The following is a 22,121-nucleotide window of genomic DNA, read 5'->3' on the forward strand; positions in this document are numbered from 1 at the left end:
ACCAGCGGGCGCGGATCGCCCGCGCCACCGCCGCCCCGGCCCGCTCCATCAGCACGATGCCGGGGGTGCCGGCAGCGATGGTGCGGCGGTCGGCCTCGCCCATCTCCGCCGCGGTCAGCAAGGCGAGGTCCGAGAGCATCACCGCTTGATCGTCCCGACCGCCTCCTTGAAGGCCGACAGGTCGGCGCGGGCGGCGTCGCGCAGCAGGGTGATCTCGGCCGGGCCGATGACGATGCGGCAGCCATCCCGCACCATCTCGGCCGGCGAGCGGCCGAGCGAGGGCAGCGAGCCGAGCCATTTGCCGCTGTCGATGATGGCGCGCTCGGCCCGGCGAATCGTGTCGTGCACCTCGGGGTCGTCGAAGCGGCCGAGCTTGCCGAGGCTGCCGGACAGGTCCCACGGGCCGATGAACAGCCCGTCGACGCCGTCGACCGCGGCGATGTCGGGAATCGCCTCCACCCCCTGCCGGGTCTCGATCTGGCACAGGATCAGCAGGTTGTCGGAGATGGTCTGCTGGTAGTCCGGCGCCAGGCCGAAATCGGCGCCGCGGGCGATGCCGTAGGCGACGCCGCGGATCCCGGCCGGCGGATAGCGGCAGGCGGCGACCGCCGCCTCCGCCTCGGCCTTCGAGCTGACCTGCGGCACCATCACGCCCTCGGCGCCGATGTCGAGAATGCGCTTGGCGTAGACCGGGTCGTTCCAGGGCATGCGGACGATGCCGGTGGCCGGGGTGCCGGCCAGCGCCTGCAGGCACGGCACCGCGTCGGCGACCGAGGCCGGCCCGTGCTCATGGTCCAGCAGCACGATGTCGTAGCCGGCGAGGCCCAGCAGCTCGGAGATCAGCGAATGGCCGATGCCCTGCCAGCAGCCATAGACGGGCTCACCCGCCCGCAGCTTCCGTTTCGCGGCGTTCGGTCGATACAAGGCAGCCTCCTCCGATGCGGTGGAGACAGGCGTATCAGATGATGACGGGAGGGGAAATGGGGCGACCGATGGGACTCGAACCCACGACAACTCGGACCACAACCGAGGGCTCTACCAACTGAGCTACGGCCGCCACAGCATTTGCGGCGGGTGATATGAGGCATCGCCGTGGCGGCGTCAAGCGTTAGCCTGCATCTCTCCCACTCATTGTGCCCTGCGCCCTCGTCCCATGCCCGCAGGGCAGGAGAGCGGCGCAGCGCGATGCTGTTGCATCGGGCAAGCCGTTCGACGAACCCTGCGGGCATGAGACGAGGGGCCGAAGGGTCGTCTTGCGGCGGCCGCCTGCGGGCGCGGGCCGCTCGACCGTATGTCCCTATACGCTCTTCGCGGCCCGCGCCCTCATTCGACTCACCGCAAGGCGACGCAGGGCGCAAGGAGTGGGAGAGATGCAGGCTGGACGCAATCCCGCTCAACGAAGACGTTGCCGAGCATGACCGCGGCGATCCCAGGCGCCATAGTCCGCCGCGACACACCTCAACAAGGGAAGGCATGATGCTGATCCAGTCGGCCGCCATGGCCAATCTCGGCACCGAGACCGCGTTCGACGTGCTGGCGCGGGCCCAGGCGCTGGCGGCGCAGGGCCGCGACATCATCAATCTCGGTATCGGCCAGCCCGATTTCCGCACCCCCGACCATATCGTCGAGGCCGGGGCCAAGGCGCTGCGCGATGGCCATCACGGCTACACCCCGGCCGGCGGCATCCCGGCGCTGCGCCGGGCCGTGGCCGACGACCTGGAGGCGCGGCGCGGCGTCACCATCGATCCCGACGACGTGGTGATCATGCCCGGCGGCAAGGTCACCATGTGGTTCGCCATCCTGATGTTCGGCGAGCCGGGCGCCGAGATCCTGTACCCCAACCCCGGATTCCCGATCTACGAATCCGCCATCCGCTTCACGGGCGCCACGCCGGTGCCGGTGCGGCTGCGCGAGGAGAACGGCTTCGCCTTCTCGGCCGAGGAGGTGCTGTCGCAGATCACGCCGCGCACCCGCCTGCTGATCATCAACAGCCCGGCCAACCCGACCGGCGGTGTGGTGCCGAAGGCCGAGCTGGACCGCCTGGCCGCCGGGCTGGAGCGGCACCCGCATGTCGCGGTGCTGAGCGACGAGATCTACAGCCGCATCCTCTATGATGGCGCCGAGCACAGCTGCTTCCTCTCCTACCCCGCCCTGCGCGACCGGGTGATCCTGCTGGACGGCTGGTCGAAGACCTATGCCATGACCGGCTGGCGGCTGGGCTGGAGCGTCTGGCCGAAAGCCCTTCGCGAGGGCGCGACGCGGCTGGCCGTGAACTCGCATTCCTGCGTCAATGCCTCCGCCCAATATGCCGGCATCGCCGCGCTGCAGGGGCCGCAGGACGCGGTCGACACCATGTGCGCCGCCTTCGCCGAGCGCCGCCGCGTGGTGGTCGACGCGCTGAACCGCCTGCCGGGCGTGCGCTGCGTCGAGCCGGGCGGCGCCTTCTATGCCTTCCCCAACATCACCGGCACCGGGATGACGGCCAAGGCGCTGCAGACCAAGCTGCTCGAGGAATGCGGCGTCGCCACCATCGCCGGCACCAGCTTCGGCGCCATGGGCGAGGGCTTCCTGCGCCTGTCCTACGCCAACAGCGTCGACGCCATCCGCCAAGCGATCGACCGCATGGCGGGCGCCCTGGCTTGATCGAAGCCCAAAGAAGCAGCACTATGCCTAAATTCTAAGCACGCCCCTGTTCACCCCCGGTCGCCGGCCAGGAGTCGGCGACTGGCACGGGGCTTGCTTCACAGTGTCGGCGAGAGCGTTCCGCACCCGGCGGTGGCGCGCAAACGATCCAAGGGAACGGTTCCGAACCCATGAAGAAAGTCGAAGCCATCATCAAGCCGTTCAAGCTCGACGAGGTGAAGGAGGCCCTTCACGAGGTCGGGATCAAGGGCATCACCGTGACCGAGGCGAAGGGCTTCGGCCGCCAGAAGGGCCATACCGAGCTGTATCGCGGCGCGGAATACGTGGTCGACTTCCTGCCCAAGGTGAAGGTCGAGGTGGTCATGGAGGACGCCCTGGTCGAGCGTGCGATCGAGGCCATCCAGCAGGCCGCCCAGACCGGCCGGATCGGCGACGGCAAGATCTTCGTCACCCCGGTGGAGGAGGTCATCCGCATCCGCACCGGTGAGAAGGGCGCCGACGCCATCTGAGCGCCGGCCCGTACCAGCCGCCCAAGAACGTCTCTCAAGAAACGCAAACACAGTCCGAACACAGGAAGAAAGAATCATGGCCGACGGTGTGACCAAGGTCCTCGATCTGATCAAAGAGAACGACGTCAAATACGTCGATTTCCGTTTCACCGATTTCCGCGGGAAGGTGCATCACGTCAGCCAGCACGTCTCGACGGTGGACGAGGACATGCTGACCGACGGCGTCATGTTCGACGGCTCGTCGATCGCCGGCTGGAAGGCGATCAACGAGTCCGACATGATCCTGATGCCGGATGTCGACACCGCGGTCATGGACCCCTTCGCCGCCCAGGCGCAGCTGAACATCACCTGCGACATCCTGGAGCCGGCCACCGGCCAGCCCTACAGCCGCGACCCGCGCTCGATCGCCAAGTCGGCAGAGCGCTACATGGCGTCGCTCGGCATCGGTGACACCGCCTATTTCGGCCCCGAAGCCGAGTTCTTCATCTTCGATGACGTCCGCTACCAGCAGAACACCACCTCGGCCTTCTACTACCTCGACAGCGAGGACGCGTCGGAGAACAGCGGCAAGGTCTATCCGGACGGCAACCGTGGCCACCGTGTGCAGCCGAAGGGCGGCTATTTCCCGGTGCCGCCGCTGGACGCCGCGCACGACCTGCGCGCCGAGATGCTGACCACCCTCGCCGAGATGGGCGTGACGGTCGAGAAGCACCACCACGAGGTGGCGGCCTCGCAGCATGAGCTGGGCATCAAGTTCGAGACCCTGATCAGGAGCGCCGACGCGCTGCAGGCGTTCAAGTATGTCGTGCACAACGTCGCCGACGCCTACGGCAAGAGCGCGACCTTCATGCCGAAGCCGGTCAAGGGCGACAACGGCTCGGGCATGCATGTTCACCAGTCGATCTGGAAGGAAGGCAAGCCGACCTTCGCCGGCTCGGGCTATGCCGACCTGTCGGACACCGCGCTGTACTACATCGGCGGCATCATCAAGCACGCCAAGGCGCTGAACGCCCTGACCAACCCGTCGACCAACAGCTACAAGCGCCTGATCCCGGGCTTCGAGGCGCCGGTGCTGCTGGCCTATTCGGCCCGCAACCGCTCGGCCTCCTGCCGCATCCCCTACGTGTCCTCGCCGAAGGGCAAGCGCGTCGAGGTGCGGTTCCCGGACCCGACCGCGAACCCCTACCTCGCCTTCTCGGCCATGCTGATGGCCGGCCTGGACGGCATCCAGAACAAGATCCATCCGGGCGAGGCGATGGACAAGAACCTGTACGACCTGCCGCCGGAGGAGCTGAAGAACGTCCCGACCGTCTGCGGCTCGCTGCGCGAGGCGCTGCTGGCGCTCGAGGCCGACCACGCCTTCCTGCTGAAGGGCGACGTGTTCACCAAGGACATGATCGAGGCCTATCTCGAGCTGAAGTGGGAAGAGGTGTACGCCTTCGAGCACACCCCGCACCCGATCGAGTTCCAGATGTACTACTCGGTCTGAGTCCGAGGTTCGGTCTTTCCCTTTCTGTCATTGCCGGGCTTGACCCGGCAATCCAGAGGGCCTCGACAGACTCTGGATGCCCGGGTCAAGCCCGGGCATGACATCGGGGAAGCTGAGAGACTCCAGCCAATCCAGACTCATGGAGACCCCGCCGGCGACGGCGGGGTTTTTCTTGCGCGAACGACAGGCGGGAGAGGCTTGCGGTTGCCCGCGCCACCTGCTGATATCGTTACCAGCAGCGCAGCGGCCGGAAGCGGGAGATCCTCAGGATCCCGGCCGGCCAGGCGCGGTGCCGCCAGGGGTCCCCGACGGTCCGCCCCGTGGCCTCGCGTCCTGCCGAAACAAGAAACGAGGCCAAATTGACAGGGACGGCAATCGACGTTGTCGATGTCACCAAGGTGTTCGGCAGCGACCAGAGCGGCGCGGTCCGGGCCCTGAACGGCGTATCGGTCCAGATCCGGGACAACGAGTTCTTCACCCTTCTCGGCCCGTCCGGCTGCGGCAAGACCACGCTCTTGCGCATGATCGCCGGATTCGAGGAGCCGACCAGCGGCCACATCCTGCTGCACGGTAAGCCGATCGAGGGGCTGCCGCCGCATAGGCGGCCGGTCAACACCGTGTTCCAGAGCTATGCCCTGTTCCCGCACATGACGGTGCGCGAGAACATCCGCTTCGGCCTGGAGATGAAGGGCGTCGAGCGCAGCCGGGCCGATGCCCGCGTCGCCGAGATGATTGCCCTGGTCAAGCTGGGCGGGATGGAAGGCCGCAAGCCGGCGCAGCTGTCCGGCGGCCAGCAGCAGCGCGTCGCCCTGGCCCGGGCCCTGGCCAGCGAGCCGCAGGTGCTGCTGCTGGACGAGCCGCTGTCGGCCCTCGACCTCAAGCTGCGCAAGGAGATGCAAATCGAGCTGAAGCGGCTGCAGACCGAGACCGGCATCACCTTCATCTTCGTCACGCACGACCAGGAGGAGGCGCTGACGATGTCGGACCGGATCGCGGTGATGAGCCAGGGCGAGATCCTGCAGATCGGCGGCCCGCGGGACATCTACGACCGGCCGACCCGGCGCTTCGTCGCCCATTTCATCGGCGAGACCAACTTCTTCGAAGGCCCCCTCGCCGCCCGCCTGGGCTGCACCGACGGCGCCACGCTGGCGGTGCGGCCGGAGCGGATCCTGCTGACCGCCGAGGCCGGTCCGGGCAGCCTGGCCGGGACGGTGGAGACGGTGGTCTATGTCGGCACCGACACCACCTACCACATCCGCCTGGCCGATGGCGGCCCGCTGGTCACCGCCCGGCTGCAGAACCGCACCGGGGCGCAGCAGAGCTTCCAGCCCGGCGAGCGGGTGGGCGTCGGCGTGCCGGCCGGTGCCGGCCAGGCCCTGGCCGATTGAGGGCGGCGGCAATGGCGCGCGGCAACTCGCTGAAGACGCTGAGCCTGATCGGCGTCCCGATCGGCTTCATCCTGGTCTTCTTCATCGTCCCGCTGGCGATCATGGCGGTCGTCTCGGTCGCCGAGCGCGGCCAGTTCGGCGGGGTGCAATGGAACACCTTCTCGACCGAGGCCTATCTCCGCTTCCTGTATGAGCGCGACTTCGACGACAGCCTGATCTGGAACCCGGCCTATGCCCAGATCCTGCTGCGCTCGGTCTGGCTGTCGCTGCTGACCACCGTGCTGTGCGTGCTGATCGGCTTCCCGACCGCGCTGCACATGGCGATGCAGCCGCCGCCGCGGCGCAACCTGCTGATCTTCCTGGTCACCATCCCGTTCTGGACCAACCTGCTGGTGCGCAACTACGCCTGGATCCTGATGTTGCGCTCCGGCGGGCTGATCGATTCGGCGCTGCAGGGGATGGGGCTGACCACCGGGTCGCTGAACCTGATGTATACCGAGACGGCGATCGCCATCGGCCTCACCTACTCCTTCCTGCCCTTCATGGTGCTGCCGATCTATTCGAGCCTGGAGAAGCTGGATTTCCGGCTGGTCGAGGCCGCCTACGACCTCGGCGCCGACAAGTGGCGGGCGCTGCGCCGGATCGTCATCCCGCTGGCCATGCCGGGCATCGCCGCCGGCGCCATCCTGGTCTTCATCCCCTGCCTCGGCGCCTATGTGACGCCGGACCTGCTGGGCGGGTCGAAGTCGATGATGATCGGCAACCTGATCCAGAACCAGTTCGGGTCGTCCCGCAACTGGCCGTTCGGGGCGGCGCTGTCCTTCGCCCTGCTGGCCGTCGTGCTGCTGGCGATGATGCTGTACCTGCTCCGCTTCCGCCGCGCGCCGCAGGTGGCGAAATGAGCAGCCGGCTGCGCAGCTTCCCGGGCGTCCGCGCCGTCTCCTGGGCGTTCTTCGCCTATCTCTACATCCCGATCGTCGTGCTGCTGGTGCTGGCCTTCAACGCCGGCAGCTCGGCCACGATCTGGGAGGGGTTCAGCACCCGCTGGTTCGGCGTCGTGCTGGGCAACCCGGACATCCTGCGCTCGGCCAAGAACTCGCTGATCGTCGCCCTGGTCTCGTCCGTCGCCGCCACGGTGATGGCGATCCCGGCCGCGATCGGCATGGCCCGGCGCCGCTTCCGCGGCCAGACCGCGGTCAGCGCCCTGATCGCCCTGCCCCTGGTGGTGCCGGAGGTGGTGACGGCGGTGGCGACGCTGCTGTTCTTCACCGCCGTGGCCCTGCCGCTGGGCCTGTTCACCATCATCCTGGCCCATATCGTCTTCTGCATCCCCTTCGCCTACCTGCCGATCCGGGCGCGGCTGGAGGGGATGGACGCCAGCCTGGGCGAGGCCGCGGCCGACCTCTACGCCACGCCCTGGCGGGCCTTCCGCCGGGTGACGCTGCCCCTGCTGTGGCCCGGCATCCTGTCGGGGCTGATGCTGGCCTTCATCATCTCGCTCGACGACTTCGTCATCACCTTCTTCGTCTCCGGCGCCGGGGCGACGACCCTGCCGATCTACATTTACGGCATGATCCGCATCGGCGTGACGCCGGAGGTCAACGCCATCTCCGCGCTGATGCTGCTGATCTCGATCGTCTTCGTCGCCCTGTCCTGGGTGGTGGGACGGGCGCGGAACTGAACCAAAGGGAGGCCCGAAATTCGGAACCGAAGCATCTGCCTGGCCGCCGCCTTCGCCGCGGCCCTGCTGGCCGCCCCCGCCGCCTGGGCGGCCGGCGACCTGTTCCTGTTCAACTGGACCAACTACACCCCGCCCGACCTCTTGAAGAAATTCGAGGCCGAGACCGGGATCAAGGTCACGCTCGACGTCTATGATTCGAACGAGACCCTGCTGGCCAAGCTGCAAGCCGGCGGCGCCAGCTACGACGTGGTGGTGCCGTCCGACTACATGGTCGACATCATGGTCAAGCAGGGGCTGCTGCAGGAGATCGACGCGGCTTCCATGCCCGGCTTCGATGCCGTCATGGCCCCGCACGACAAGCCCTGGTACGACCCGGAGCGGAAATATTCCGCGCCCTATATGTGGGGCACCACCGGCTTCAGCTACGACAGCGCCAAGGTGCAGGGCCCGGTGGATGACAGCTGGTGGTCGATCTTCAACCCGGACGGCCCGTTCAAGGGCAGCCTGGCGATGATGAACGACTCGGTCGAGGTGTTCAACGCGGCCGCCTACTATCTGGGCATCGACCGCTGCACCGAGAGCAGCGAGGACGCCGGCAAGATCTACAAGCTGCTGGCGGCGCAGAAGCCGGCCGTCTCGCTCTACAACTCCGACGGGTCGGTCGAGCGCATGGGCGCCGGCGAGGTCGTGGCTCATATGCAGTGGAACGGCGCGGCCCACCGCACCAAGAAGCAGCGGCCGAGCGTGGTCTTCGTCTATCCGAAGGAGGGGCTGAGCCTCTGGGCCGACAACCTGGTGGTGCCGAAAGCCGCCAAGAACCCGGAGAACGCCAAGATCTTCATCGCCTGGATGCTGAAGCCGGAGAACATCGCCGCCGCCAGCAACTTCACCACCTACATGAACGCGATCAAGGGGTCCGAGGCGTTCATGGACAAGGCGCTGAGCGAGGATCCGGCGATCAACATGCCGCCTGAATATGCCGGCCGGCTGCGGCCGGCCAAGAACTGCTCCCCCGCCTCGGTCGAGTTGCGCGACCGGGTCTGGACCCGCCTGAAGTCCTGAGGCGGCCGGACCATGCCCGGGCCCCGAACGTCGGTGGAGGCCGGGCGCGACACCACAATCCGACGCCAACAGGAGAGGTTTGAGATGGGATCCGCAAGACAGATTCTGCTGGCCGCCGTGGCCGCCATCGGGGCGCTGACGGCGGCGTCGGCCGCGCAGGCCGCCGGCGGCGAGCTCTATTTCTACAACTGGTCGAACTACTACCCGCCGGAGCTCTTGAAGAAGTTCGAGGCCGAGACCGGGATCAAGGTCACGCTCGACGTCTATGATTCGAACGAGACCCTGCTGGCCAAGCTGCAGGCCGGCGCCGCCGGATACGACGTGGTGGTGCCGTCCGACTACATGCTCGCCATGATGATCAAGCAGAACCTGCTGCAGGAGATCGACGCCGGCCAGATGGCCGATTTCAAGAATGTCGGCTCGCCGCACGACAAGCCTTGGTACGACCCGGAGCGGAAATACTCCGCACCGTACATGTGGGGCACCACCGGCTTCAGCTACGACACCGCCAAGGTCGAGGGTGGCAAGGTCGACGACAGCTGGTGGTCGATCTTCAACCCCGACGGCCCGTTCAAGGGCAAGCTCGGCATGATGAACGACCCAGTCGAGGTCTATAAGGCCGCGGCGATGTATCTCGGCATCAACTACTGCACGGAGAGCAGCGAGGATGCCGGCAAGATCTTCAAGCTGCTGGAGGCGCAGAAGCCCAGCGTCTCCCTCTACAACTCCGACGGCACGATCGAACGCATGATCGCCGGCGAGGTCGCGGCCCACATGCAGTGGAACGGCGCGGCGCACCGGACCAAGGAGGGGCGGCCGACAGTCACCTATGTCTATCCGAAGGAAGGCATCAACTTCTGGAACGACAATTTCGCCGTGCCGGTCGGGGCGAAGAACGTCGAGAACGCCAAGATCTTCATCGACTGGATGATGAAGCCGGAGAACATCGCCATCGCCACCAACTTCACCGGCTACAACAACGCCATCAAGGGATCGCCGGAGTTCATGGACCCGAAGCTGCGCGACGATCCGGCGGTCAACACGCCGCAGGAGATGCTGAGCCGGCTGAACCCGAACCAGAACTGCTCGCCCGCCGCGGTCGACCTGCGCGACCGGGTGTGGACCCGGCTGAAGTCGTAGGCCGTTCGGCCCGGTTCGCCACCGGCGGGGAAGGCGCCGGTTGCGAACCGGGGTCCGGCACGCTACCTCTTGCAGGTCAGACAGATTTCTCGAGTGAACAGGATCCCCCATGGTCGACCGCCCGTTCCCGCCGCGTCTCGACGACGAGGAGGAGGAAGAAGAGGAAGAGCGCCCCGAGAAGGAGAAGAAGGAGGAGCTCGGCCCGCAGATCGGCAACATCCTCTTCAAGAACCGGACGGTGCTGCTGTTCGGCGAAATCTCCATGAAGCTGGCGCAGGCGATCAGCGCGCAGCTGCTGGCGCTCGCCGCCGACGACGAGAAGAAGCCGATCCGGCTGGTGATCAACTCGCCGGGCGGCCATGTCGAGGCCGGCGACACCATCCACGACATGATCCGCTTCATCGGCACGCCGGTGAAGGTGATCGGCACCGGCTGGGTGGCCAGCGCCGGCGCCCATATTTACCTGGCGGCGAAGAAGGAGAACCGCCTGTCGCTGCCGAACACCCGGTTCCTGCTGCACCAGCCGTCCGGCGGCGCCGGCGGCCGGGCCGTCGATATCGACATCGAGGCGCGCGAGATCATCAAGATGCGCCGCCGGCTGAACGAGATCATCTCGCGCGAGACCGGCCAGCCGCTGGAGAAGGTCGAGCGCGACACCGACCGCAACTACTGGATGTCGGCCGAGGAGGCGAAGGATTACGGCCTCGTCGGCAAGATCATCGAAACCATCAAGGATGCCGGCTGACCGGCTGACGCGGCGGCGGGCCCTGATGGGGCTCGCCGTCCTTCCCTTCTGTGCCGCGGCCGCCCCCGCGATCGACCAGCCGGGCGAACGGCGCCTCAAGCTCTACAACCCGCACACCGATGAGCGCTTCGACGACGTCTACGCCGTCGACGGCGTGCTGTCGGACGACGCAACCAAGCGGCTGGACTGGCTGCTGCGCGACCATCATGTCGATGTGGCGACCACGATGGACCCGGGCGTGTTCGACCTGCTGTGGCTGATGGCCCGGCGCTATCAGGTGGCCAAGGGCCGGCGGGTGACGATCAACCTGCATTCCGGCTACCGCACCCCCGAGACCAACGAGAAGCTCCGCCCCGAGGGCGCCGCCCGCAACAGCCTGCACATGCAGGGCAAGGCGGTGGACCTGTCGGTGCAGGGCTACGGCATGGTGTTCCTGGCGAACCACGCCCAGGCGGTGGCCAGCGGCGGCCTCGGCCTCTACTGGCGCTCCGACTTCGTCCATCTCGACACCGGGCCTAGGCGCGTCTGGTACAAGCGGTTCTGAGGCCGCTTGGAAATGCTACTGGCGCGGCCGTCTGACGGCGGTTTCTGCGCTTCCGGTGCTCACGCACCAAACGTGCGCTGCGCTCCGGTTCTCGAAACCACCGCCAGCCGACTCACGCCAGCGCATTTCGAAGCGGCCTCGGTTCGCTGCCGGTCATCCGGCGGTCCCTCGGTTACTTTCAAAACCCTTCTTGCGGGACGGGGCCGGACTCCCGAACTTGCGGCCGGTATCCTTTCGTAACCAAGTTCGGAGATTCCCCATGGCGAAGCTCGCCCTGATCGGCGCCAGCGGCAATGTCGGCTTGAAGATCCTGGCCGAGGCGCTGAGCCGCGGCCACCAGGTCACCGGCATCGTCCGCAACCCGGAGAAGCTGCCCCAGCACCCGGCCCTGACCGCGGTGCGCGGTGACGTGTTCGACGCCGAGGGCCTAGCGAAGCTGCTGGCCGGGCATGACGCGGTGATCAGCTCGGTGCACTACACCGCCTCCGACCCCGCTTTGCTGCTGCGCGCGGTCAAGGCCTCGGGCGTCAAGCGCTACCTGGTGGTGGGCGGCGCCGGCAGCCTGGAGGTGGCGCCGGGCGTGCAGCTGGTCGACACGCCGGACTTCCCGGCGCTGTACAAGGAGGAGGCGTCGAAGGGCCGCGACTACCTGAACCTGCTGCGCGGCGAGACCGGCCTGGACTGGACCTTCCTGTCGCCCTCGGCCGTGATCGCGCCGGGCGAGCGCACCGGCAAGTTCCGCCTGGGCGGCGACCAGCTTCTGGTCGGCGCGGACGGACAGAGCCGGATCAGCCAGGAGGACTACGCCGTCGCCCTGATCGACGAGCTGGAGAAGCCGGCGCACAGCCGCCGGCGCTTCACTGTCGGCTACTGAGGCTTTCGGCCCATTGTTGTCCGCGGCGCGACGAATTGTTGTCTGATCGGCGGCTTGACCGTAGGTCGCAAAAACAACTCAATCGGAACGCCATTACCGGGCCTGGAAAAGCGCCCAAACCAGGCCCGGCACAAGCGGGCGCGAGCCCCGCGGCACCCTTCCTCACTCTGATCCGGAGACGATCATGGCCGACCTGAGCGACCAGCTCGACCACACCTGGGCGCCCCGGGTGCTCAGCATCCTGCGCATCGCCACCGCCCTGTTCTTCCTGCAGCACGGCCTGGCCAAGCTGTTCGGCTTCCCGCATGTCGCCTATTTCGACGGGCTGCAGCTGTTCTCGCTGATCGGCTTGGCCGGCGTGCTGGAGATCGTCGGCGGCGTGCTGCTGTTGATCGGCCTGTTCACCCGCCCGGTCGCCTTCCTGCTGTCCGGCGAGATGGCCGTGGCCTATTTCATGGCCCACGCGCCGCAGGGCTTCTTCCCGATCCTGAACCAAGGCGAGCTGGCGGCGCTGTACAGCTTCGTCTTCCTGTACTTCGCCGCGGCCGGCGGCGGGGCCTGGAGCCTGGATGCCGTGCGTAACCCGCGCCTGGCGATGGCCTGACCATCCCATCATTGCGAGCGCAGCGAAGCAATCCAGGGCCAGTGCGAACCGGCCCCTGGATTGCTTCGTCGGCTTCGCCTCCTCGCAATGACGGCTTTTAGCCGACCCGTGGTCAGGGAGCCGGCTGCTGCTGGGTGATGCAGTGGATCCCGCCGCCACCCAGGAAGATGTCGCGGGCATGGACCTGGACCACCCGGCGGTTCGGGAAGGCGTCGCGGATGATGCGGAAGGCGCGCTCGTCCTCGGCCACGTCGAAGGCCGGCATCACGATGCCGCCATTGGCGATGTAGAAATTGACGTAGGACAGGCTCAGCCGCTTGCCGTTGTGCTCCTGCCGGGCCGGCTGCGGCACCTCGATCACCTGCAGCGGCCGGCCCTTGGCGTCCTTGGCCGAACGCAGGATGTCGAGGTTGGTCTGCAGCACGTCGAAATTGCCGTCGCTCTTGTCGTCGGTCGACAGCGCCAGCACCACGCCCGGCCGGACGAAGCAGGCGATCTCGTCGACATGGCCATCGGTCTCGTCGTCCTCGATCCCCTCCGGCAGCCAGATCACGGTGGAGACGCCGAGCCAGTCGCGCAGGTTCTGCTCGACCTGGGCCTTGGTGAGGTCCGGGTTGCGGTTCGGGTTCAGCAGGCACTGCTCGGTGGTCAGCACCGTGCCCTCGCCATCGACATGGACGGCTCCGCCCTCGAGCACGAAGGGCGCACGAAAGCGCCGGGCGCCGACATGCTTCAGGATCTGCTTCGCCACCACCGCGTCGCGGCTGTAGGGCTGGTACTTCTGCCCCCAGGCGTTGAAGCGCCAATGCGCGCCGGCCAGATGGCCGTTGCGGTCGAGCAGGAAGGTCGGCCCCGAATCGCGCAGCCAGCTGTCGTCGATCTCCATCGACACCACGTCGATCTTGGTGCCGTTGCCCAGGGTCAGCGAAGCCTCGGCCACGTCGGCCGGATTGCAGACCAGGGTCACCGGCTCGAAATCGGCGATGGCGCGGGCGACGTCGGCATAGGCGGTGCGGGCGGCGTCCATATGCTCGCCCCAGACCTCGTCCCGGCACGGCCAGGCCATCCAGCAGCGGCTGTGGGGCTCCCATTCCGCGGGCATGACGTAGCCGAGGGAGGCAGGGACGGTCACAATGGCGTTCCGAAGCAGTTCTCGCTCAAGAGCCAGAGGCTAGCCTCCGCCGCGCCCGGATGAAAGAGCGCTGTGCGCCCCCCCTGGAAATGGAACGGGCCCGACCTTGCGGCCGGGCCCGTGAAACCGATCGTCCCGAAGGACACTGATGACAGTGCAGCAATCAAATGCGGCGCTGAGAGATCGACTTTTCCCCCTTCGTCAAACGGCGGCCGAACGGCGCCAGACGAATGGTTCCAAAGATCGACAGAAACGACATGAGAAGCTCATGAATTGTTCTCGAACGCTGTAGATATAGTCGACGGGCGCGATTTTTGCTCCGGGGGCAAACGCCGAGGGTCACCTGCGCGCCGCGCATGACTCAGAGTCCTGCGCGGCGGCACCATGATCGGGCAAGAAAACGCCGTTCCGCTGCGGTCCGGCCTCAGCTTCCTGCGGCGAAGGCCAGCTGCTCGTCCCGCCGTCGCTTCTTCTCGTGCCGGACCAGGAGCCCGCCGGCGATCACAACGCCGGTGGTGACGATGACGACGATAATGGTGGCCAGCGCGTTGATTTCCGGTGTCACCCCCAGCTTCACCTTGGAGAAGATGTAGACCGGCAGGGTGGTCGAGCCGGGGCCGGAGACGAAGCTGGTGATCACCAGCGTGTCCAGCGACAGGGTGAAGGACAGCAGCCAGCCGGCGATCACCGCCGGCGAGATGATCGGCAGGGTGATCCAGAAGAACACCGTCAGCGGTCGGGCGCCCAGATCCATCGCCGCCTCCTCGATCGATTCGTCGAGGCTGACCAGCCGCGACTGCACGATCACCGCGACATAGGCCAGGCAGAAGGTGATGTGGGCGATGGTGATCGTCACCATGCCGCGGCCCTGCGGAAAGCCGAACAGCCCCTCCATGGCCACGAACAGCAGCAGCATCGACAGGCCGGTGATCACCTCGGGCATCACCAGCGGCGCCGTGACCATGCCGGAGAACAGGGTGCGGCCACGGAACCGGCCGAAGCGGGCCAGCACCAGCCCGGCCACGGTGCCCAGAACGCAGGCCACGGTGGCGGCGATGGCGGCGATCTCCAGCGACCGCCGCGCCGCGTCCAGCATCTGCTCGTTCTCCAGCAGCGTGCCGTACCATTTGGTCGAGAAGCCGCCCCAGATCGTGACCAGCCGGCTCTCGTTGAACGAGTAGAACATCAACAGGATGATCGGCACGTAGAGGAAGGCGTAGCCGAACACCAGGCAGGTGAACAGGAACCAGGGCCGCCTCATCGCTCCGCCTCCTGCTGCTTCGCCTGGACGTACTGGAAGATCATGATCGGGATCACCAGCACCAGCAGCAGCACGATCGCGACCGCCGAGGCCACCGGCCAGTCGGTGTTCTGGAAGAACTCGTTCGACAGCACCTTGCCGATCATCAGCGTGTCGATGCCGCCCAGCAGCTCCGGGATCACGTATTCGCCGACCGCCGGGATGAACACCAGGAGCGACCCGGCGATGATGCCGGGCAGCGACAGCGGCAGCGTGATCAGCAGGAACGCCTTCCACGGCCGGCAGCCGAGATCCTCCGCCGCCTCGAGCAGGGAGACGTCCAGCTTCTCCAGCGTCGCGTAGAGCGGCAGGATCATGAAGGGCAGGTAGGAATAGACGATGCCGATATAGACGGCGACGTCGGTGTGCAGGATCTCCAGCGGCTGGTCGATGATGCCGAGCCAGAGCAGCAGGTTGTTGAGCAGCCCCTGCTGCTGGAGGATGCCGATCCAGGCATAGACCCGGATCAGGAACGAGGTCCAGAACGGCAGGATCACCAGCATCAGCAGCGGCACCCGCCACTGCTGGCTGGACCGCGCGATGGCATAGGCCATCGGGTAACCGACCAGCAGGCTGAGCACCGTCGAGATCGCCGCGATCTTCAGCGAGCTGAAATAGGCGCTGACATAGAGCGGGTCGTCGAGCAGGAACTGGAAGTTGCCGAGGCTGAGCGTGATCCCGAGATGGGTGTCGTCGACCCAGTCCCAGAGCGGCGTGTAGGGCGGCTGGCCGATCACCTTGTCGGCGAAGGCGATCTTCAGGACGATGACGAAGGGGATCAGGAAGAACAGGAACAGCCAGACATAGGGCAGCGCGATCACCAGGCTGCGGCCCAGCCGCCCGCCCAGGCGCCGCAGGATCGACGGCCCCGCCGCGACCCGCGGGGCGGCGCCCTCCGCCGCGTCGCTCGCCGTCACCGCGGTCATTGTGTCAGCACCACGCCGGCGAAGGGCTGCCAGGACAGGCGCACCTCGTCCTCCCAGGTGATCGGCATCTCGGTCAGGCGCGACACGTTCGGCGCCGTGACCCGCACCGTCTTCCCGTTCGGCAGCGCGATCAGATAGATCGACAGGTTGCCGAGATAGGCGATCTCCTTGACCACGCCGAGCGTGGTGTTGGTGCCGGCGCCGGCCTCGCCGTCCGGCTTCGAGATCGCGATCTTCTCCGGCCGCACCGCGACCCAGACCTGGGTCCCGACCGGCACCGGCAGGCCGTGGCTGATATGGAGCTGGCAGCCGGCCTCCGGGCTGTCGATGAGGACATGCTCCGGATGGTCCTCGGCCACGCGGCCCTCGAACAGGTTCACCGAGCCGATGAAGTCGGCCACGAACTTGGATTGCGGGTACTCGTAGATCTCGGCCGGGGTGCCGAGCTGGGAGATGTAGCCGGAGTTCATCACCGCGATGCGGCTGGACATGGTCATCGCCTCCTCCTGGTCGTGGGTCACGACCACGAAGGTGATGCCGACCTTCTCCTGGATGTTCACCAGCTCGAACTGGGTCTGCTCGCGCAGCTTCTTGTCCAGCGCGCCCAGCGGCTCGTCCAGCAGCAGCAGCTTCGGCCGCTTGACCAGGCTGCGGGCCAGGGCGACGCGCTGGCGCTGGCCGCCGGACAGCTGGTGCGGCTTGCGCTTGGAGAAGCGGCCGAGCTGGACCAGGTCCAGCACCTCGGCCACGCGGGTCTTGATCTCGGCGGCCGGCACCCGGTCCTGGCGCAGGCCGAAGGCCACGTTCTGCTCCACCGTCATATGCGGGAACAGGGCGTAGCTCTGGAACATCATGTTGACCGGCCGCTCATAGGGCGGCACGGCGGTCATGTCGACGCCGTCGATGAAGATCCTGCCTTCGGTCGGCCGCTCGAACCCCGCCATCATGCGCAGCAGCGTGGTCTTGCCGCAGCCCGACCCGCCCAGCAGGGCGAAGAACTCGCCGCGATAGATCGACAGGCTGACATCGTCGACGGCGGTGAAATCGCCGAACTTCTTGGTCACCTTCTCGATCCGGACATACGGCTTCTCGTCCGGATTGCGCCACGGTTGCGGCGCCGTCTGCTGCTTCGGCTTGGCTTGGCCCATCCCCGTCTCCGGCCCCTGACCCCCAAGTGGAACGGCCGCCGCATCCTGTCCGGGTGCGGCGGCCGCGCTGTTTACTGGCCGGTGCGGAACCGTGTCCAGGTCCGCGTCCGCAGGCGCTCGTAGCTGGACGACGCCTCGGTGATCGCGAACAGGCGCTTCATCACATCCTCGGGCGGGAAGATGCGCGGGTCATTGGCGATGTCGGGGTTCATCAGCTCCTTGGCGCCGAGCACCGCGTTGCCGTAGCCGACATAGTCGTCGATGCCGGCCATCACCTTCGGCTCGAGCAGGAAGTTGATATAGGCGTAGGCCGCGTCCGGATGCGGCGCATCCTTCGGAATCGCCGCCATGTCGAACCAGATCTGCGCGCCCTCCTTCGGGATGAAGTAGTCGATGGTGACGCCGTTCTTCGCCTCCTCCGCCCGGGTCTTGGCGATGTTGACGTCGCCGGACCAGCCGAGGGAGACGCAGACGTTGCCGCCCGCCAGGTCGTTGATGTACTGCGACGAGTGCAGGTATTTCAGGTAGGGGCGGATCTTCATCAGGGCGTCTTCGGCCTTCTTCAGATCCTCGGGCTTCTGGCTGTTGGGGTCGAGGCCGAGATAGTTCAGCACCGTGGGCAGCACGTCGGTCGGGCTGTCCAGCATGGTGATGCCGCAATCGGCCAGCTTCTTGGCGTTCTCAGGGTCCAACACCATGGCGATGCTGTCCGGCGGAGCGTCGCCCAGCCGCTTCTTCACCTGGTCGACATTGTAGCCGACGCCGACCGTGCCCCACTGATAGATGATGGCGTGCTTGTTGCCCGGATCGGCGCTCTCGACCAGCTTCATCAGCGCCGGGTCGAGGTTCTTCCAGTTCGGGATCTTGGACTTGTCGAGCTCGAGATAGACATTCGCCTTGATCTGGCGGGCCAGGAAGGGCTGCGCCGTCGGCACGACGACGTCGTAGCCGGAGTTGCCGGTCAGCAGCTTGGCTTCCAGCGCCTCGTTGCCGTCATAGGTATCATAGACGGTCTTGATGCCGGTGGCCTTGGTGAAGTCGGCCAGGGTGGTCTCGCCGATATAGTCCGACCAGTTGTAGATGTTGACGACCTTCTCCTGGGCCAGGGCCGGCGCCGCCACGGCGCACAGCGCGGCGGTCGCGAGAAGGCTTTGCACGAGACGCTTCATGTAACCCGTTCCCTGTCTGTGATCTGTTTCGAGACCCGTCGAGCCGGTTCCCCTTCCGATTCATTGCAACGCGCCGCTGGGAAAACTGTCAATCGCGGCGACGGCGCAGTGCACAAAACGGGCTCGAACCGTCCTCCCTGTGCCCTGCGTTCATGACATTTGCAACCCCGTCCTGCCCGCCTCCCTGAACGGAAAAGGGCGGCCGTCCCGGCCGCCCCTGCCCTCACATCTTGCCGACGTCCCGCGCCGTGGCGTCGATCGCGACCTTGGCCCGCCGCACCAGCTCGTCGACCTCGTCGCGCGAGATCACCAGCGGCGGCGACAGCACCATGGCGTCGCGCACGGCGCGCATCACCAGGTCGTTCTCGAAGCAGTGGTTTCGGCACTGGGTGCCGACCGTGCCGTATTCGGCGAAGCGGCGACGCGTCGCCTTGTCCTGGACCAGCTCGATCGCCGCGATCAGGCCGACGCCGCGCACCTCGCCGACGATCGGATGGTCGGCGAAGGCCTCGCGCAGCCGGTCCTGGAAATACGGGCCGATATCGGTCCGGGTGCGGTCGACCAGCCCTTCCCGCTCCATGATCCGGATGTTGGCCAGCGCCACGGCGCAGGCCACCGGGTGACCGGAATAGGTGAAGCCGTGGTAGAACTCGCCGCCCTCGTCGATCAGCGTCCGGGCCACCCGGTCGCCGACCATCACGGCGGACAGCGGCAGGTAGCCCGAGGTGATGCCCTTGGCCAGGGTCATCAGGTCCGGCTGGATGCCGAACAGGTCGGAGCCGAACCATTCGCCGGTACGGCCGAAGCCGCAGATCACCTCGTCGGCGATCAGCAGCACGTCGTATTGGCGGCAGATACGCTGCACCTCCGGGAAGTAGCTGGCGGGCGGGATGATGACGCCGCCGGCGCCCTGGATCGGCTCGGCGATCACCGCGGCGACGCTGTCGGCGCCCAGCTCCTTGATCCGGTCCTCGATCGCCTTGGCGGCCAGCTTGCCGAAGGCCTCCGGGTCCAGGTCGCCGCCGTAATCGTACCAGTACGGCGCCATGACGTGGTGGAAGCCGGGGAACGGCAGGTCGGCCTGGCGGTGCATCGCGCCCATGCCGCACAGCGAGACCGCGACCATGGTCGAGCCGTGATAGCCGTAGTTGCGGCCGATGATCGCCTTCTTGCGGTGCTTGCCCTTCAGGTCCCAGTAGTGCCGGACCATGCGGACGATGGTGTCGTTCGCCTCCGACCCGCTATTGGCGTAGAAGACGTGGTTCAGCCCTTCGGGCGTGATCTCCGCCAGCTTGGCCGACAGCTCGGCCGCGGCCGGCGTCGTGGTCTTGAAGAAGGTGTTGTAGAAGGGCAGCTCGAGCATCTGCTCGTGGGCGACATCGGCCAGCTCCTTGCGGCCGTAGCCGACATTGACGCACCACAGGCCGGCCATGCCGTCGATCAGCTGGCGGCCTTCGGAATCCCACAGCCAGACGCCCTCGGCGCGGGTGATGATGCGGCTGCCCCCCTCGCTGGCCAGCGACTTGTAGTCGGTGAAGGGATGCAGGTGATGGGCGGTGTCCAGCGCCTTCCACTCGGCGGTGGTGCGGCTGGCGGCAAAGCTGTTCATGACGCGACCTCGCGTGAATCCGGACGAAAAGACGGAAACCGGGCCGCGGCTGCGGCGGCCCCTCGCTCAGGCGCGCGGCGGGTTGTAGCCGATACGGGCGCACAGCAGCATCAGCTCCTGCTTACGTGATCGGCGATTGCGATGGGGCCTCGGCCGGGTCATGGTGCCATAAAGATATCGTCAAGGACGCGCGCCGTCACTAGCCGAGCGACTCGGCCCGCCTAGCTGACCGGCGCCGCTCGGTCGAAGGCGGCGAGGATCGGGCCGACCCGGATCCCCCAGCCGACCGACAACCCGTCCGGCGCCGACAGGGCCGAGATCGAGCCGTCGAGATAGAGCGCGTTGCGGCAGCCCAGCCCGTCGCGGAACAGCCGGGCGAAACTGCCGAAGCTGACCCTGTCGCTGGAGATGGCGAAGACCACGGTGTGGTCGTCGCGGACGCCGACGCCGTTGCGGATCTTGCGCGAGGCCCCGTCATCGCTGAACAGCGGGTGCAGCGCGCCGTCGATCACCAGCATCGGGCCGGACTGGGTGGCGATGCCGGCGGCCGGCGCCCGCCGCAGATAGGCCCCGGTCTCCAGGATCCCGGCGCTCTCGCCATCGACATAGAAGACGCCGTTCGGCTTCATGAAGAAGTTGCCGTCGCCGTCCCCCTCATTGGCCGGGTTGAGCTGCCGGCCGCCGGAGACGAAGAGCCCGACCGGCGACAGGTCTTCGTGGTACATGCCGGCGTTCATCGACACCACCGGCGGGTCCCCCGCCGCGGCCATCGCCCGCTTGAAGGCGTAGAGCGAGCCGTAGGGCCGGCCGTCGCGGTCCTGCCAGAACAGCCCGACCCGATAGCGGCGCAGGTCAAGCTCGCAGACGGTGTAGTCTGACGCCTCGAAGGACACCGCCCGGCACGGCCCGGCGGCCGCCCGGCTCTCCGGCCCGGTGAAGGACGAGGATCCCGGCCCCGGCGTCAGCGGCGCCGCGGCGGGCGGCTGCAGGATCGGCGAGGCCGGTCGGGCGGCCTCCTCCGCCTGTCTCGGCGTGCTCACGGCCGCGCCGCAGGCGGCGGTCAGCAGCAAAGCCAGCAAGGAGAAAAGTCTCGCCATGTGACGTCGATCATGGGGCCGTTGACACATCAGCTTCATACAGACCGCCTAGCCTGCCGCGCGTTCGCATCATTCATGCAGGGGGATTCGCACCAAATGATGACATGGCTTCGCCTCGGGCTGATCGGCTTCGTGATGGCCGCCGCGGGGACCGCGCAGGCCGCCGACCCGCTGACGGGCAAGGAATACAAGGTCCTGCTCGATCCGGCAAAGTTCCAGGCGCAGCCGGTCGCCACGGCCAACGGCTTCCTGTCCGAACTGCGGACCAGGCTGGCCGCCGCCGGGTTCGACCGCACGGTCGACGGCAGCTTCGTCGTCAACAAGGTCCGCACCGTCCGCTACTACGATTCGCCGGGCACCTGCCGGCTGAACACCCTGGGTTACAGCTTCCGCGAGCGGGTCGACGGCAGCAAGCGCGAGATCAACCTGAAGTTCCGCTCCGACAGCCAGTCGATCGCCGCCAACACCGATGTCAGCGGCAGCGATGCCGACGCCGAGACCAAGCTGGAGGCGGACATCACCCCGCCGTTCAAATGGGTCTATTCCCATTCGACCACCGAGCCGCTGTCGGCCACAAAGAACCTGAACATCCTCGACGACGTGGTCGACCTGTTCCCGCCGACCAAGTCGCTGAACCTGCCGAAGCAGGAGGCGCTGAGCCTCGTCGGCAACCTGTCGATCACCGAGCGCACCTATGACGGGCCGGAGAGTGACCTGGGCCAGCAGGACGCCGAGTTCGACCTGACCCTGTGGTACGCTAACGGGTCGTCCACCATCGCCAGCGCCGAGGTATCGTTCAAGGTCGAGGACAACGACGGCGACTTCACCAGCAAGGTCGACCAGCGCTCGAAGCTGATGTTCGACACCATCCGCGGCATGACCGGCTGGGTGTCGACCAACCCGACGACCAAGACCCAATGGGTCTATCAGTACCGGCCGAATTTCTGCAATTGATGCCCACGGCCGGGCCGGGTTCGCCTCGGTGAACCCGGCTACGCCCCGTACCGGCGCTGCGCCTCGATGGCCAGGCCGACGCCGACCGCGCCGAAGCTGTCCCCCTC

General features: G+C 67.0%; 21 protein-coding genes and 1 tRNA gene. 13 read left to right on the plus strand and 9 right to left on the minus strand.

Translation table 11 applies throughout. The annotated features are described in order from the left end of the window. Window positions 1–138: 138 nt before the first annotated feature. Complete coding sequence (locus P409_RS05065) at window positions 139–924, minus strand: HpcH/HpaI aldolase family protein (RefSeq protein ID WP_034832552.1); 786 nt, start codon at window positions 922–924, stop codon at window positions 139–141. A 57-nt stretch (window positions 925–981) separates the two neighbouring features. Then, a tRNA-His gene (locus P409_RS05070) sits at window positions 982–1,057 on the minus strand. Window positions 1,058–1,476: 419 nt separating this feature from the next. Here P409_RS05070 and P409_RS05075 point away from each other — a divergent pair. The 12 genes from P409_RS05075 to P409_RS05130 all read left to right on the plus strand — a co-directional run bounded on the left by P409_RS05075 (window position 1,477) and on the right by P409_RS05130 (window position 12,679). Next, a complete protein-coding gene (locus tag P409_RS05075; protein WP_034832582.1) occupies window positions 1,477–2,643 on the plus strand; it encodes a pyridoxal phosphate-dependent aminotransferase in 1,167 nt (388 codons plus the stop codon). Between the two features lie 170 nt (window positions 2,644–2,813). After that, window positions 2,814–3,152: a P-II family nitrogen regulator gene (locus P409_RS05080; protein ID WP_034832554.1), complete on the plus strand. Its 339-nt coding sequence runs from the start codon at window positions 2,814–2,816 to the stop codon at window positions 3,150–3,152. Between the two features lie 76 nt (window positions 3,153–3,228). Next, on the plus strand, window positions 3,229–4,641 hold the full coding sequence (gene glnA, locus P409_RS05085; RefSeq protein ID WP_034832555.1) for a type I glutamate--ammonia ligase: 1,413 nt from the start codon (window positions 3,229–3,231) through the stop codon (window positions 4,639–4,641). A 359-nt stretch (window positions 4,642–5,000) separates the two neighbouring features. After that, a complete protein-coding gene (locus P409_RS05090) occupies window positions 5,001–6,029 on the plus strand; it encodes an ABC transporter ATP-binding protein (RefSeq protein WP_034832556.1) in 1,029 nt (342 codons plus the stop codon). Between the two features lie 11 nt (window positions 6,030–6,040). Continuing rightward, on the plus strand, window positions 6,041–6,931 hold the full coding sequence (locus P409_RS05095) for an ABC transporter permease (RefSeq protein ID WP_034832557.1): 891 nt from the start codon (window positions 6,041–6,043) through the stop codon (window positions 6,929–6,931). Beyond that, window positions 6,928–7,710 carry an ABC transporter permease gene (locus tag P409_RS05100; RefSeq protein WP_034832558.1) on the plus strand — a complete coding sequence of 261 codons (783 nt, stop codon included), beginning with the start codon at window positions 6,928–6,930 and terminating at the stop codon, window positions 7,708–7,710. Before P409_RS05095 ends, P409_RS05100 begins: the two co-directional genes overlap by 4 nt. A gap of 66 nt (window positions 7,711–7,776) precedes the next feature. Beyond that, a complete protein-coding gene (locus tag P409_RS05105; RefSeq protein WP_238578599.1) occupies window positions 7,777–8,772 on the plus strand; it encodes an extracellular solute-binding protein in 996 nt (331 codons plus the stop codon). A gap of 84 nt (window positions 8,773–8,856) precedes the next feature. Further along, a complete protein-coding gene (locus tag P409_RS05110; protein WP_034832561.1) occupies window positions 8,857–9,912 on the plus strand; it encodes an extracellular solute-binding protein in 1,056 nt (351 codons plus the stop codon). Window positions 9,913–10,021: 109 nt separating this feature from the next. Then, window positions 10,022–10,657 (plus strand): ATP-dependent Clp protease proteolytic subunit, encoded by a 636-nt coding sequence (locus P409_RS05115; RefSeq protein WP_034832563.1) that lies wholly within the window; start codon window positions 10,022–10,024, stop codon window positions 10,655–10,657. Window positions 10,658–10,682: 25 nt separating this feature from the next. Beyond that, window positions 10,683–11,201: a YcbK family protein gene (locus P409_RS05120; protein WP_161790342.1), complete on the plus strand. Its 519-nt coding sequence runs from the start codon at window positions 10,683–10,685 to the stop codon at window positions 11,199–11,201. A gap of 259 nt (window positions 11,202–11,460) precedes the next feature. Then, window positions 11,461–12,075, plus strand: a complete 615-nt coding sequence (locus tag P409_RS05125) for an NAD(P)-dependent oxidoreductase (RefSeq protein ID WP_034832567.1) — start codon at window positions 11,461–11,463, stop codon at window positions 12,073–12,075. Window positions 12,076–12,259: 184 nt separating this feature from the next. Next, window positions 12,260–12,679: a DoxX family protein gene (locus P409_RS05130; RefSeq protein WP_034832569.1), complete on the plus strand. Its 420-nt coding sequence runs from the start codon at window positions 12,260–12,262 to the stop codon at window positions 12,677–12,679. 112 nt (window positions 12,680–12,791) lie between these two features. On the opposite strand, the gene aguA is transcribed toward P409_RS05130, so the two are convergent. From aguA to P409_RS05165, 7 genes are all read right to left on the minus strand, one after another. After that, window positions 12,792–13,811 carry an agmatine deiminase gene (gene aguA / locus P409_RS05135; RefSeq protein WP_081991280.1) on the minus strand — a complete coding sequence of 340 codons (1,020 nt, stop codon included), beginning with the start codon at window positions 13,809–13,811 and terminating at the stop codon, window positions 12,792–12,794. 424 nt (window positions 13,812–14,235) lie between these two features. Further along, the gene (locus tag P409_RS05140) at window positions 14,236–15,072 is read right to left on the minus strand and encodes an ABC transporter permease subunit (protein ID WP_034832571.1); all 837 of its coding nucleotides are present in this window, start codon (window positions 15,070–15,072) and stop codon (window positions 14,236–14,238) included. Further along, window positions 15,069–16,037 carry an ABC transporter permease subunit gene (locus tag P409_RS05145; protein WP_052120050.1) on the minus strand — a complete coding sequence of 323 codons (969 nt, stop codon included), beginning with the start codon at window positions 16,035–16,037 and terminating at the stop codon, window positions 15,069–15,071. Before P409_RS05145 ends, P409_RS05140 begins: the two co-directional genes overlap by 4 nt. Beyond that, window positions 16,034–17,185 carry an ABC transporter ATP-binding protein gene (locus P409_RS05150; protein WP_034832574.1) on the minus strand — a complete coding sequence of 384 codons (1,152 nt, stop codon included), beginning with the start codon at window positions 17,183–17,185 and terminating at the stop codon, window positions 16,034–16,036. The genes P409_RS05145 and P409_RS05150 overlap by 4 nt, the downstream gene beginning before the upstream one ends. Window positions 17,186–17,256: 71 nt before the next feature. Further along, window positions 17,257–18,354 (minus strand): polyamine ABC transporter substrate-binding protein, encoded by a 1,098-nt coding sequence (locus tag P409_RS05155; RefSeq protein ID WP_034832576.1) that lies wholly within the window; start codon window positions 18,352–18,354, stop codon window positions 17,257–17,259. Window positions 18,355–18,577: 223 nt separating this feature from the next. After that, on the minus strand, window positions 18,578–19,963 hold the full coding sequence (locus P409_RS05160; protein ID WP_034832578.1) for an aspartate aminotransferase family protein: 1,386 nt from the start codon (window positions 19,961–19,963) through the stop codon (window positions 18,578–18,580). A gap of 221 nt (window positions 19,964–20,184) precedes the next feature. Further along, window positions 20,185–21,042, minus strand: coding sequence for a phosphodiester glycosidase family protein (locus tag P409_RS05165; protein WP_052120051.1), 858 nt, complete (start codon window positions 21,040–21,042; stop codon window positions 20,185–20,187). 114 nt (window positions 21,043–21,156) lie between these two features. On the opposite strand from P409_RS05165, the gene P409_RS05170 reads away from it, so the two are divergent. Continuing rightward, window positions 21,157–22,014, plus strand: coding sequence for a hypothetical protein (locus P409_RS05170; RefSeq protein ID WP_052120052.1), 858 nt, complete (start codon window positions 21,157–21,159; stop codon window positions 22,012–22,014). Window positions 22,015–22,121 lie beyond the last annotated feature (107 nt).

The sequence above is a fragment of the Inquilinus limosus MP06 genome, from assembly GCF_000767795.1.
In the GTDB taxonomy this organism is placed as follows: domain Bacteria; phylum Pseudomonadota; class Alphaproteobacteria; order DSM-16000; family Inquilinaceae; genus Inquilinus; species Inquilinus limosus_E.

Coding starts and splice junctions, on each gene's coding strand:
- P409_RS05075 (WP_034832582.1), top strand. CDS start 1,477: ATGCTGATCCAGTCGGCCGCCATGGCCAATCTCGGCACCGAGACCGCG.
- P409_RS05080 (WP_034832554.1), top strand. CDS start 2,814: ATGAAGAAAGTCGAAGCCATCATCAAGCCGTTCAAGCTCGACGAGGTG.
- glnA (WP_034832555.1), top strand. CDS start 3,229: ATGGCCGACGGTGTGACCAAGGTCCTCGATCTGATCAAAGAGAACGAC.
- P409_RS05095 (WP_034832557.1), top strand. CDS start 6,041: ATGGCGCGCGGCAACTCGCTGAAGACGCTGAGCCTGATCGGCGTCCCG.
- P409_RS05100 (WP_034832558.1), top strand. CDS start 6,928: ATGAGCAGCCGGCTGCGCAGCTTCCCGGGCGTCCGCGCCGTCTCCTGG.
- P409_RS05110 (WP_034832561.1), top strand. CDS start 8,857: ATGGGATCCGCAAGACAGATTCTGCTGGCCGCCGTGGCCGCCATCGGG.
- P409_RS05115 (WP_034832563.1), top strand. CDS start 10,022: ATGGTCGACCGCCCGTTCCCGCCGCGTCTCGACGACGAGGAGGAGGAA.
- P409_RS05120 (WP_161790342.1), top strand. CDS start 10,683: ATGGGGCTCGCCGTCCTTCCCTTCTGTGCCGCGGCCGCCCCCGCGATC.
- P409_RS05125 (WP_034832567.1), top strand. CDS start 11,461: ATGGCGAAGCTCGCCCTGATCGGCGCCAGCGGCAATGTCGGCTTGAAG.
- P409_RS05130 (WP_034832569.1), top strand. CDS start 12,260: ATGGCCGACCTGAGCGACCAGCTCGACCACACCTGGGCGCCCCGGGTG.
- P409_RS05140 (WP_034832571.1), bottom strand. CDS start 15,072: ATGAGGCGGCCCTGGTTCCTGTTCACCTGCCTGGTGTTCGGCTACGCC.
- P409_RS05145 (WP_052120050.1), bottom strand. CDS start 16,037: ATGACCGCGGTGACGGCGAGCGACGCGGCGGAGGGCGCCGCCCCGCGG.
- P409_RS05150 (WP_034832574.1), bottom strand. CDS start 17,185: ATGGGCCAAGCCAAGCCGAAGCAGCAGACGGCGCCGCAACCGTGGCGC.
- P409_RS05155 (WP_034832576.1), bottom strand. CDS start 18,354: ATGAAGCGTCTCGTGCAAAGCCTTCTCGCGACCGCCGCGCTGTGCGCC.
- P409_RS05160 (WP_034832578.1), bottom strand. CDS start 19,963: ATGAACAGCTTTGCCGCCAGCCGCACCACCGCCGAGTGGAAGGCGCTG.
- P409_RS05170 (WP_052120052.1), top strand. CDS start 21,157: ATGATGACATGGCTTCGCCTCGGGCTGATCGGCTTCGTGATGGCCGCC.